At 60.6% G+C, this 12,750-nt stretch carries 9 protein-coding genes and 1 tRNA gene; 7 read left to right on the forward strand and 3 right to left on the reverse strand.

All coding sequences use genetic code 11. From position 1 onward, the window contains the following. The 3 genes from PUQ42_RS10365 to PUQ42_RS09805 form a co-directional block, all read right to left on the reverse strand. A partial coding sequence (locus tag PUQ42_RS10365; RefSeq protein WP_475652131.1) for a plasmid mobilization protein occupies positions 1-210 on the reverse strand: 210 nt, incomplete at its 3' end. A 306-nt stretch (positions 211-516) separates the two neighbouring features. Continuing rightward, on the reverse strand, positions 517-963 hold the full coding sequence (locus PUQ42_RS09800; protein WP_273373313.1) for a phage integrase SAM-like domain-containing protein: 447 nt from the start codon (positions 961-963) through the stop codon (positions 517-519). A gap of 271 nt (positions 964-1,234) precedes the next feature. Beyond that, positions 1,235-1,307, reverse strand: a tRNA-Lys gene (locus PUQ42_RS09805). Positions 1,308-1,556: 249 nt separating this feature from the next. On the opposite strand from PUQ42_RS09805, the gene PUQ42_RS09810 reads away from it, so the two are divergent. The 7 genes from PUQ42_RS09810 to PUQ42_RS09840 all read left to right on the forward strand — a co-directional run. Next, positions 1,557-2,747, forward strand: a complete 1,191-nt coding sequence (locus PUQ42_RS09810; protein WP_087311028.1) for a saccharopine dehydrogenase family protein — start codon at positions 1,557-1,559, stop codon at positions 2,745-2,747. 212 nt (positions 2,748-2,959) lie between these two features. Then, positions 2,960-3,517 (forward strand): cupin domain-containing protein, encoded by a 558-nt coding sequence (locus PUQ42_RS09815; protein WP_273373314.1) that lies wholly within the window; start codon positions 2,960-2,962, stop codon positions 3,515-3,517. Positions 3,518-3,828: 311 nt separating this feature from the next. Then, the gene (gene nspC / locus PUQ42_RS09820; protein WP_122120979.1) at positions 3,829-4,968 is read left to right on the forward strand and encodes a carboxynorspermidine decarboxylase; all 1,140 of its coding nucleotides are present in this window, start codon (positions 3,829-3,831) and stop codon (positions 4,966-4,968) included. Between the two features lie 36 nt (positions 4,969-5,004). After that, the gene (locus PUQ42_RS09825) at positions 5,005-6,321 is read left to right on the forward strand and encodes a cysteate synthase (RefSeq protein ID WP_273373315.1); all 1,317 of its coding nucleotides are present in this window, start codon (positions 5,005-5,007) and stop codon (positions 6,319-6,321) included. 194 nt (positions 6,322-6,515) lie between these two features. Continuing rightward, complete coding sequence (locus PUQ42_RS09830; protein ID WP_273373316.1) at positions 6,516-8,528, forward strand: TonB-dependent receptor plug domain-containing protein; 2,013 nt, start codon at positions 6,516-6,518, stop codon at positions 8,526-8,528. 207 nt (positions 8,529-8,735) lie between these two features. Beyond that, on the forward strand, positions 8,736-10,436 hold the full coding sequence (gene ftcD / locus PUQ42_RS09835; protein WP_273373317.1) for a glutamate formimidoyltransferase: 1,701 nt from the start codon (positions 8,736-8,738) through the stop codon (positions 10,434-10,436). Positions 10,437-10,740: 304 nt separating this feature from the next. After that, a partial coding sequence (locus PUQ42_RS09840) for a urocanate hydratase (RefSeq protein WP_273373318.1) occupies positions 10,741-12,750 on the forward strand: 2,010 nt, incomplete at its 3' end.

The following is a 12,750-nucleotide window of genomic DNA, read 5'->3' on the forward strand; positions in this document are numbered from 1 at the left end:
ACGGAAGCCTTTCCCTTGTTGACTTTCAACTGATTGTAATTCAGAATGCCATACGCACTCTTTCCGGTAGTTATGTTGGCTATCATTTTGTCTTAATTTTTGAACTGTGGCAAAAATCTTCTCACTGACAGCAATCAAATTGCGTGTTTCATTCTCCAGTTTATAGAGCATCGCGAGAGCTTTTTTCTGTGAGAAATGGATGTACAGCATCTTTTCAACCTGATTGTAATTGACTTCGATTTTACGGTATAGAGCATTGTGGGAGGATTGCTCTGCGACGTTTCCGGATACCTGCCTGGTCAAGTTTTTGGGCCAGTAAATCCCTTGTACTTTTTCAGGATGGCAATCGGAATATCCAGCAGACGGATCGATGCCGTTACGTTGGTCTTGTGCCGTTTGCGGATGATCCAGAGGTTGCCGTCGAAGCCGGTGCTGATGTCATCGGGCTGCAGCTCGCAGACGTCGATATAGGAGAGTGCCGTGAAGCAGCTGAAGATAAACAGGTTGCGGACCTGTTCAAGCCGCCGGGAGGGGATAGATGGCCATAATCTCCTCCATGGTCAGGTATTCGCGGTCGGTGCGCTCGAACTTGACCTTGAAGTTTCCGAAGGGATCAACGAAGAGCATATCATTCTTGGCGAAATTAACCACGGTTCGGAGCCGCTGAACGAATTTCATGGCCGTGTTGTGGTTGCAGCCGTGGACATTTTCGTTGAAGAGCAGGAAATTCTCGACGAACAGGACGTTGATATCCTTCAGCGGCATGTCCGACACGGAATACTTGTATTTGATAAACTCTTCGATCCGGCGCCTGGTCAGCTCATAGCGCCGGTCTATTTCCAGTTGGGTGTTGAACTGGCTGATGGCCTGATCGACGGTAATGCGTGCAATAATTGGCGCTTTTCCGGTCTTTTTGACCGCGTTTCTCTTCACATAGAAGAGTACCTTGAACGTGTTTTTCATAACCTCATTCTTTAGGTTGTAAAGTTATTGTAAATAGTTAAAAATGAGGAGTATAAAACACAGACAAATTGCGACAGAAAACTGCCAATTTGCGACTTTTTGTGACCTAAAATTGGAAAATAAAAATCGGTCACGAATTGGTCACAAAACTCTGTCAAAATATGGCTGTTTTGTGTCCGAATTTGGCGGACCGATGCAATAAAAAAATCTCACAATACCCTGATATTGTGAGATTTGGCTAATTTTTGTCCGGATTTGTCCGGATTAGTTGTGAACCCGCTGGGGCTCGAACCCAGGACCCCAACATTAAAAGTGTTGTGCTCTACCTACTGAGCTACGGATTCTCCCGTGCCAAAAGGGTGTGTTCCCGTTTTGGTGGTGCAAATGTACGGATTTATTTTGAATATCCAATACTCCGGACGTTTTTTTTGCAAAATCTTCCTCCCGTCGGTATGCGGGTTCGGACTTGTGTCTCGAAAGTTGTTCTGTTCCGACCGGCAGAGTGAAATTTCCCGCGCCGATTTTGTTTTGCTCGAAGAAAAAGATAATTTTGTACTCGGAAAAAGCAAATTTACTTCTAAACCTTGTGAAATATGTGTAAAGCGCTGATTATCGGAGCCGGAGGCGTCGGAACGGTGGTGACCCAGAAAATCGCTGCCAATCCGGTCTTCACGGATGTGATGCTGGCCAGCCGAACCAAATCCAAATGCGATGCCATTGCCGCGGCCATCGGAGGCAACCGCGTGAAAACCGCTGAGGTGGATGCCGACAACGTACCGCAGTTGTGCGAGCTCTTCCGGGCCTTCAAACCCGACATCGTGGTCAACGTGGCACTCCCGTATCAGGACCTGACCATTATGGATGCCTGTCTGGAGTGCGGCTGCAACTACCTCGATACGGCCAATTACGAGCCCAAGGACGAGGCGCATTTCGAATACTCCTGGCAGTGGGCCTATCAGGACCGTTTCAAGGCTGCCGGTCTGACGGCCATCCTGGGTTGCGGTTTCGACCCGGGTGTCACGGCCATCTTCACGGCCTACGCCGCCAAACATCATTTCGACGAGATTCACTACCTCGACATCGTCGACTGCAATGCCGGCAACCACGGCATGGCCTTCGCCACGAACTTCAACCCCGAGATCAATATCCGCGAGGTGACCCAGAAGGGCCGTTACTATGAGAACGGCCAGTGGGTGGTGACCGAGCCCCACGAGATCCACCGCCCGCTGCACTATCCCGAGATCGGCGAGCGTGAATCGTATGTCATCTACCATGAGGAGCTCGAGTCGCTGGTGAAGAACTATCCGACGATCAAGCGGGCCCGTTTCTGGATGACCTTCGGCAAGGAGTACCTCACGCACCTGCGCGTGATCCAGGATATCGGCATGGCACGTATCGACCCGATCCTCTACAACGGGGTCGAGATTGTCCCGATTCAGTTCCTGAAGGCGGTGCTTCCGGATCCCAAGTCGCTGGGCGCCAACTACCACGGAAAGACGTCGATTGGCTGCCGCATCCGCGGTGTGAAGGACGGCAAGGAACACACCTACTATATTTACAACAACTGCGATCACGAAGAGGCCTACAAGGAGACCGGTACGCAGGCCGTATCGTTCACGACGGGTGTCCCGGCGGCTCTTGGTGCCTCGATGTGGGCCAAGGGTCTGTGGCGCGGAGCCGGTGTCTTCAATGTCGAGGAGTTCGATCCGGATCCGTTCCTGGCCGAACTGGGCGAGCAGGGGCTTCCCTGGCACGAACTGTTCGATGTCGATATTGAGGTCTGACGGTCGCAGCGGCGGCAAACATGGGGTTCCGGAACTTCGGAACCCGGGATCGACGGACGGGAAACACTCCTGTCCGTCTCTGTTTTTGCCCTGCGGTCCGAAATGGGAGGCCCCAGGTACGGGACCGTCGCCAAATTAGGTATTTCTACTGACCGCCGGACGGGGAAATTCCGCTATTTTTGTCGGCAAAAGCGATAAAACCATACCCGAACATGCGACCCGAAGAGACTGCTACACTCGCAACGCGCTACCACGAAGCGTGTGACACGCGTACCGACTACCAATCGTTTTTCGACCGACTGCTGGCCATTGCCACCGACGCTCCGTTGAGCCCCACGACGGGCGAACGGATCCGGGACTACGTGATGCCGTGGCTCGAGAGCCATTCGCTGGAGTCGTTCGACCGCTATTCCGACCGCAATTACGTGCGCACCTACCTGGGCCGCTCTCCCCGCACGCATTGGGAAGCGCTTGTCATGAGCTGGAAACGTGGCAATGCGACGACCATCCACGGTCATCCGGCCTTTGCCGGCTACCACTTTGCCGACGGTGTGTTCCGGGTCGAGATTTTCGAACCGGCCGGCCACGGAACCGCCCGCCGCATCGGGGAGCAGATCATCGACCGCCGGGAGTGTCTCTTTGCCGTCGGCGAGCCGGGACGGTTCGACAACCACCTGCATCGTATCACCTGTCTGAGCGAGACGGGCCACAGCCTGCACGTCTATTCGGACGATGCGTTGCAGGGCCAGACCTTCACCGAGACGGAGTAGGAGTGCCCGGGCCCCGACCGGTTCTCGGACGGGCCCTGCAGTCGGGGCGATGCGGCGGAGTCCGATGACCGGAGTTACCCCTCGGAGTCCAGCACCCGGAGCCGACTGCCGGCTTCCCGAGCGGAAGCTTGCCCGGCGCCGATACGTATAAATACCTATTTCTCCAAAAACCGATACACGGAAGTAGGGTTTTCGCAATGATTTTCCTATTTTTGCATCTGTTTTGAACGTTTCCGTTGACCATCCGAGCCGGGTGATCGTGTCGGGGCCGAAACGGAGACGTTGGTTGAAATCCATTTGAAAACCGCTCGATGATTGACTTTCTGAAACTGCCTTCACCATGTTACGTCCTTGACGAGACGCTGCTGGATCATAATCTGGAGGTGATCGACCGCGTGCGCCGCGAATCGGGTGCCGAGATCATCGTCGCACTGAAGGCCTGCGCCATGTGGAGCATTTTCCCCGAGTTGGCGGCTCACTCCGATGGAGCGACGGCCAGTTCGGCCGCCGAGGCGCGGCTTGTACTGGAGGAATTCGGCAGTCCGGCCCACACCTATGCCCCCACCTATACGGATCACAACATCGACGAGATCCTGCGCTGCAGCAGCCATATTACCTTCAACTCCCTTACGCAGTATGAACGTTTCGGACAGCGGGCGCTGATCAACGGTCTTTCGTGCGGACTGCGCATCAATCCCGAGTATTCGCCCGTCGAGACGGATCTCTACAACCCCTGCGTGGCGGGTTCGCGTCTGGGCGTTACGACCGAACAGCTGGCTGCGCACGGCGGACTTCCCGAAGGGATCGAGGGCCTTCATTTCCACGTTCTGTGCGAATCGCGTCCCGAACACCTGCGGCTGGCGCTGGAGGCCGTCGAACGCCATTTCGGACCGTACCTCGACCGGGTCAAATGGCTCAACATGGGCGGCGGCCATCTGATGACGCACGCCGACTACGACTGTGACGCGCTGATCGCCCTTTTGAAGGAGTTCCACGTACGCCATCCCCATCTGCGGCTGATTCTCGAACCGGGCAGCGCTTTTACGTGGCGTACGGGCTATCTGGTCTCGACCGTCGAGGATATCGTCGTGAACGGCGGCGTACGCACGGCGATGCTCGACGTGTCGTTTGCCTGCCACATGCCCGACTGTCTCGAAATGCCCTACAAGCCGGCCATCGTCGGGGCGCACGATCCTGCCGAGGGGGAACCCCGCTGGCGGATGGGCGGCACGAGCTGCCTGGCCGGCGACTACTACGGCGACTGGGCCTTCGACCACGAACTGAAGGTGGGCGAGCGGATCGTTTTCGAGGACATGATCCACTATACGATGGTCAAGACGACGATGTTCAACGGCGTGGAGCACCCGTCGATCGTCATCGTACGGCGCGACGGCCGCGTGGAGGTCATCCGCCAGTTCGGCTACGAGGATTTCAAGAGCCGGATGTCCTGACCTTTCAAGAGAGAAACAAACGGAAAAACAAGATAGATGGAAAAATTTGTACCTACCTCTTATACGCTCGAATGCGTGGCTACGGGCCGCGAGTTCGAGGATACGGGCTGGATGCTCTCCGACCCGCAGTGCAAGGAGCCGTCGCTCATCCGCGCACGGTATGCCAAGAAACAGCTCGAGGTGAAACCCGCCGAATGGGGGCTGTACCGTTTTGCCGACTGGATGCCCGTGCGGCGGATGCTGCAGGGATCGTCGGCCCCGGTGACCTACCGCAGCAAGGGGCTGGCCAAACACCTGGGGCTCGAAAATCTCTGGATCACCTTCAACGGCTACTATCCGGCCATCGGCGCCACGATGACCACCTGCTCGTTCAAGGAGACCGAAGCCTACTCGGTGTGCGGACGTGCGGCCGCGGACGAGAAGCGGGTGCTGGTCGTTGCGTCGGCCGGCAATACGGCCCGGGCCTTCGCCAAGGTCTGCTCGGACAACAACATCAAGCTGCTGCTGTCGGTTCCCTATGACAACATCAGTGCGCTGTGGTTCGAGAAACCGCTGAATCCCTGCGTGAAGCTGATTTCGTGCGCGGCCGGCGGCGACTACTTCGATGCCATCCACCTGAGCGACATTGCGCTGAAGGGCGACGGATTCTATGCCGAGGGTGGTGCGAAGAACATCGCGCGCCGCGACGGCATGGCCTGCACGGTGCTGTCGGCCGTGACGACCATCGGTCGCATTCCGGACTACTACTTCCAGGCCGTGGGCAGCGGCACGGGTGCCATTGCCGCCTGGGAGGCCAACCTGCGCCTGATTGAGGACGGCCGTTTCGGCAAGAACCTCATGCGGCTGATGGTGTCGCAGAACGCACCGTTCGTGCCGATGTACGACGCCTGGCAGGCCTCGTCGCGCAAGATGCTGCCCTACGCGGATGACAAGGCGCGCCGCGATGCGGAGATCATCGACGCCAAGGTGCTCTCGAACCGCAAGCCGCCCTACAGTCTGGCCGGCGGTCTGTACGATGCGCTGAAGGCCACCGGCGGCGATGTCTTCGCCGTGACGAACCCCATGGCCCGCAAGGCCCGCAAGCTCTTCAAGGAGCTGGAGGGGATCGACATCTACTCGGCGGCCGGTGTGGCCCTGGCTTCGCTCATCAACGCCGTGAAGGCCGGTCGGATCGATCCGCAGGCGACGATCATGCTCAATATCACGGGCGGCGGCGAGGAGCACTTCAAGGAGCACAACGACCTGTGGTATCTGCAGCCGAGCCACGTCTTCCCGCTCGAACCGAGTGTCGACGATGTCGTCTCGAAGGTCGAGGCGCTGTTCCGCGAACCCGCAACGGGTGAAGGCCTCTGATGCAGGGTTTTCGGAGATACGACGGCCGGGACGTTGGAACGGCTCCGGACGAAAAAATGAAAAAGCGGCTTATATGCCGCTTTTTTATTTGCGGTGAATGATTACCTTTGTCGCCGGCAGCGGAGACGGTGCGGAGCAGCCGGAGCCGCCTCACTGCCGCAAATACAGTATTCACCCAAACTTTTTAACCATTTATGGAACACATCCAGGTACAGTTATCCCCCGCGGGGGCACGCTGGCGCCGATGGGATCGCAAGGGCTGGTCGGCCTTTGCGAGCATGCATCGGAGCGTGTCGATCGGGGTGCTCGCTGTCGGGATGTCGATCCTGCTGCTTGCGACGCAAGGCGCATCGGCGCAGACCGCCGACACGACTGCCGTCCTGAGGACGTTGCAGATCCGCGAGGTCGGGGTGACGGGGAGCCAGACGGCTCCCACGCGCAATGCCCAGTCGCACACTCCGCTTTTCGATCGAAAGGCTCAGGCCGCGGCGCCTCTCCAGACGTTGGAGTCCGCCTTGCGCCTTGCGCCGTCGGTCGATCTTCGCGAACGCGGCGGAAGAGGAGCGCAGGCCGATATCTCCGTACGGGGAGGCTCGTTCGACCAAACCATGATTCTTTTGAACGGCATCGATTTTACGGATGCCCGCACCGGACACCAGTCCCACTCGCTGCCGGTCGATCTCGATTGCATTTCGGGCATCGAACTCATTGACGGCGTTCCCGGCGTGGGGGCTTATGCCGGGGCGGTCAACATCCGTACGGCACCGCTGCGTCCGACCTACGTGCGTTTCGAGGGCTCGGGAGGCCAGTACGGCTACGGTTACGGCAACCTTTCGGGGGCGGTGACCGGAGAGCGGTATTCCGTTTTCGGTGCGGCATCGTACCGGCGCAGTGACGGCTACCGACCCAATACCGATTTTTCGAACTGGAACGCCTTCATGCGGGCGACGTACGATGGCCGCCGGGCGGGTTTCTTCGACCTGCAGGCCGGATGGCAGGATCGCGATTTCGGCTCAAACGGCTTCTATGCCGCCTACAATCCCAACCAGTGGGAACACACCTCGACGGCCCTGGCCTCGCTGCGCTGGACAAAGAGCGTGGGTCCCGCTGCGTTGGGGGCTGCGGTGAGCTATCGCAAGAATTTCGACCGCTACGACTGGACGCGCGGTACGGCGCTCAACCGTCACAATACGGACAATGCCGGAGCCAAACTGTGGGCCGATTACGCCTGGGCGGCCGGTACGACCACACTGGGCGGCAACTGGGCCTTCAACCACATCTACAGCACCAATCTGGGCGAACGGCTGTCGGTCCCCCGCGGAGACTATACCCGCGCCAAGGCCCGTCATACGGGCAACGTCTGGCTGCGGCACGCCCGCGCGTGGCGGCGGTTCGATGCGGCGGCATCGGTGGGGCTGAGCCTGACTCCCTACGGGTGTTCGGCGTTGTGGAGCCTCTCGGCGGGTTACAATCCCGCGGAGGGGCTTCGTCTCGAGGCCGGGGCGTGGCAGTCGATGCGCCTGCCGACCTTCACGGACCTCTATTACAGCTCGCCGGCCCAGATCAACAACCTCGATCTGACACCGGAACACGCCGTAAACTATCGCCTCGGAGTCAATTATGCGAAGCGTTGCTGGAGCGTTTCGGCGCAGACCTACTACCGCCGCGGGCGTGATATCATCGACTGGGTGTGGTATGCCGATTCGCCCGAGAGCCCCGAGGCGTGGCGCGGCAAGTGGCACTCTGAACAGTCGAGCCGACTCCATACCTTCGGTGCCGAGATTTCGGGCGGCTATGCCGTTGCGGAGGGCTTTCTGCGGCGGGTGACCCTCTCGTACGGCTATCTCACGAACGACCGCAATGCGGACGTCATTGCCAAGAGCGCCATGGATTTCATGCGCCACAAGGCGGCCCTGGCTGTCGAAGTGCACTTCCTGCGGCGGATGTCGCTGGCGCTGACCGGCTCGGTCTACGACCGCAACGGCAGCTACAAGGCCTATCCCGTCGTTGGCAATTCGTCGATCACCGAAACTCGCGACTACAAGCCCTATTTCCTGTTGGACGGACGTCTTTCGTGGGAGAAGGGGTGGTGCCGCCTCTATGTCGACGCGACGAATCTGACCGATACGCGTTATTGTGATCTGGGAGGTCTGCCGCTTCCGGGCCTCTGGTGCACGGCCGGTGTGGTGTTGACCTTCGGCAGGTAATTCCTCGCAGCGTCCACCGCGCGAGTCGGTTGCGATGACCGGAGAGCGGCGGACGACTGTTCCCGGCTGCTGACTGCGGGCCGCCCGAACTTCTCGGGCGGCCCTTTCTGTTTTTCAGCAAAACGGTGTGTTTTGTTTCCGGTTTGTCGTAAAAATCCCGAAGATTTCGTATATTTGAAGCAAAAGAACCTTAAACGCTCAAGATTTATGCAGAAACGTATCGTGGAGTGCGTTCCCAACTTCAGCGAGGGACGCGACAAGGAGGTGATCCGGCAAATCGTCGAGGCCATCGAGATGGCCGCCGACGTCAAGGTCCTCGACGTGGATCCGGGCGAGGCTACGAACCGTACGGTTGTAACCTTTGTCGGAAGCCCCGAAGCGGTGGTCGAGGCGGCCTTCGCCGGGGTGAAGCGCGCCGCCGAGCGCATCGACATGCGCCACCACAAGGGGGCCCACCCGCGCATGGGGGCGACGGATGTCCTGCCGCTGATCCCGATCGCCGGCATCACGCTCGAGGAGTGTGCCGAACTGTCGCGGCAGCTGGCCCGGCGCATTGCCGACGAGCTCCGCATCCCGACCTACTGCTACGAGGCGGCGGCGCTGCGCCCCGAACGGAAGAATCTGGCCGTCTGCCGCGCCGGCGAGTACGAGGCGCTGCCCGAGAAGCTCTCCCGCGAGGAGACGGCGCCCGATTTCGGGGCGCGTCCCTACGACGAAGAGGTGGCCCGCACGGGTGCCACGACCGTCGGGGCGCGCGACTTCCTCATTGCCGTCAACTTCAACCTCAATACCACCTCCACACGGCGGGCCAACGCCATCGCCTTCGACGTGCGCGAGAAGGGGCGTCCCGTGCGTGAGGGGAATCCCATTACGGGCAAGGTGGTGAAGGATGCGGCGGGCAATCCCGTCATGCGTCCCGGTACGCTGAAGGCCACGAAGGCCATCGGCTGGTTCATCGAGGAGTACGGCATCGCCCAGGTTTCGATGAATATCACCGACATCTCGGTCACGCCGCTCCACGTCGCCTTCGACGAGGTGTGCCGCAAGGCCGATGCCCGGGGGGTGCGCGTCACCGGCACGGAGATCGTCGGGCTGGTTCCGAAGCGGGCTCTTGTCGAGGCCGGCAAATACTTCCTGCGCAAGCAGCACCGTTCGGTGGGCATTGCCGAGGAGGAGATCGTGCGGTTGGCCGTCAAGTCGATGGGGCTCGACGATCTGAAACCTTTCAAACCCGAGGAGAAGGTGATCGAATACCTGCTGGAGGCCGAGGATCGGAAGAAACGGCTGGTCGATCTGACCTGCAAGGGGTTTGCCGAGGAGACGGCCAGCGAATCGCCGGCTCCGGGCGGCGGCTCGATTGCGGCTTATATGGGGGCGCTGGGGGCGGCGCTCGGCACGATGGTGGCCAACCTCTCGGCCCACAAGCCCGGTTGGGACGACCGTTGGGAGGAGTTCTCCGACTGGGCCGAGCGGGGGCAGACGCTGATGCAGGAGCTCCTGCACCTGGTGGACGAGGATACGGCCGCCTTCAACCGCATCATGGCGGTCTTCGCCATGCCCAAGTCGACCGACGAGGAGCGGGCGGCCCGCAGCGCGGCGCTGCAGGAGGCGACGCTCTATGCCACGGAGGTGCCGTTGCGCACGATGCGGACGGCCATGGAGGTCTTTCCGATCGTGCGGGCCATGGCCGCGGAGGGCAACCCCAATTCGGTCTCGGATGCAGGTGTCGGAGCGCTGGCGGCCCGCAGCGCGGTCTACGGGGCGCGGCTCAACGTGCGGATCAACGCCGCCGGGCTGAAGGATCGCACGAAGGCCGAGGCGCTGGTCGGTGAGGCTGACGAACTGGCGGCCCGCGCCTCGGAACTCGAAGCCGAGGTGCTGGAGCTGGTCGAGCAGAAGATCGGTTAGACGCCGGGAGCAGGCAGACCGGCGGCGGTTCGGGCGGCAACTCGCGGGTGACGCTCTGGCGGCAACATTCAGAAGACGGTTCGGGCGGCAACTCGCGGGTGACGCTCTGGCGGCAACATTCAGAAGGCGGTTCGGGCGATACACCCTGCTGACGGTATGCCGCCGACAGTCTGGCCGTAAGGTCCGTCTGCCGTTTGGACGAAATGTCTCGCCAGCCGCGTGGCCGCAAAGTTCCGTCCGAGGTTTGGGTCTCGGATCCCGGTCAATCCGAAAATCAACGATAACCATAAAAACGAATCTCAATATGACACTGGAAGAGTTTCAAAACGACATCCGCGCGGGGATTCCGGACCGGCTGCCCGCCGCAAAACCGTATGATAGGCAGGTCAACCATGCGCCCAGGCGCAAGGATATCCTCACGGAGGAGGAGAAGGTGTTGGCGCTGAAGAATGCCCTGCGCTACTTCCCGGCCAAACACCATGCGCTGTTGGCCCGGGAGTTCGCCGGGGAGCTGCGCAGGTACGGCCGCATCTACATGTACCGGCTGCGTCCCGACTATGAGATGTATGCCCGTCCGATCGACCAGTATCCGGCTCGCTGTCGTCAGGCTGCGGCCATCATGCTGATGATCCAGAATAACCTCGATCCGCGCGTGGCGCAGCATCCCCACGAGCTGATCACCTACGGCGGAAACGGCGCCGTGTTCCAGAACTGGGCCCAGTACCGGCTGACGATGAAGTACCTCTCGGAGATGACCGACCACCAGACGCTGGTCATGTATTCGGGCCATCCGCTGGGGCTGTTCCCCTCGCATCCCGACGCTCCGCGCGTGGTGGTGACCAACGGCATGGTGATCCCCAACTACTCGAAACCCGACGACTGGGAGCGCATGAATGCCATGGGCGTCTCGCAGTACGGGCAGATGACCGCCGGGTCGTACATGTACATCGGCCCGCAGGGCATCGTCCACGGCACGACCATCACGGTGATGAACGCCGCCCGCAAACGCTTCGCACCGGGGCAGACCGATGCCCGCGGCATGCTGTTCGTCTCGTCGGGTCTGGGCGGCATGTCGGGCGCCCAGTCCAAGGCAGGCAATATCTCGCAGGTGGTCTCCGTCATCGCCGAGATCAATCCCAAGGCCGCCCGGAAGCGTTACGAACAGGGATGGGTCGATGAACTGCATGACGATCTGGATGAACTGATCCCGCGCATCCGCCAGGCTGTCAAGCAGAGGGAGGTCGTTTCGCTGGCCTACGTGGGCAACGTGGTCGACCTGTGGGAGCGGCTGGCTGTCGAGGATATCCGGGTCGATCTGGGCTCGGACCAGACGTCGCTGCACAACCCCTGGGCCGGCGGCTACTATCCCGTCGGGCTGAGCTACGAGGCCTCGAACAAGATGATGGCCGAGGAGCCGGTGCGCTTCCGCGAGTGCGTGCAGGAGTCGCTGCGCCGTCAGGTCGACGCCATCAACAAACTGGCCGCCCGCGGCATGTACTTCTTCGACTATGGCAATGCCTTCCTGCTGGAGGCGTCGAGGGCCGGTGCCGCCGTCATGGGCCGAGAGGGGCGGTTCCGCTATCCCTCCTACGTTGAGGATATCATGGGCCCGATGTTCTTCGACTACGGTTTCGGCCCCTTCCGCTGGGTCTGCACGTCGGGTCGCGAGGAGGATCTCGCCCAGACGGACCTGCTGGCGGCCGAGGTGCTCGAGGACATTCGCATGTCGGCCCCGGACGACATCCGCGGTCAGCTGGAGGACAACATCCACTGGATCCGTGAGGCCGGGCGCAACCATCTGGTCGTCGGTTCGCAGGCCCGCATCCTCTATGCCGACTGTGAGGGTCGCACGAAGATCGCGCTGGCCTTCAACCGTGCCATTGCCGACGGGCGTCTGTCGGCTCCCGTGGTGCTGGGACGCGACCACCACGACGTTTCGGGCACCGATTCGCCCTACCGCGAGACGGCCAACATCTACGACGGTTCGAACCGGACGGCCGACATGGCCGTGCAGAACGTCATCGGCGATTCGTTCCGCGGTGCCACGTGGGTCTCGATCCACAACGGCGGCGGCGTGGGCTGGGGCGAAGTGATCAACGGCGGCTTCGGCATGGTGATCGACGGTTCGCCGGAGGCTGAGCGGAGAATCCGCGAGATGCTCTTCTGGGATGTCAATAACGGCATCGCCCGCCGCAGCTGGGCTCGTAACGAGGGGGCACAGGCCACCATCCGCCGTCAGATGGAGCGTACGCCCGATCTGCAGGTGACGATGCCCCATGCGGCCGACGACGAACTGGTGCGCAACGCTTTGAAC

Source organism: Alistipes megaguti (assembly GCF_944320325.1).
GTDB lineage: Bacteria > Bacteroidota > Bacteroidia > Bacteroidales > Rikenellaceae > Alistipes > Alistipes megaguti.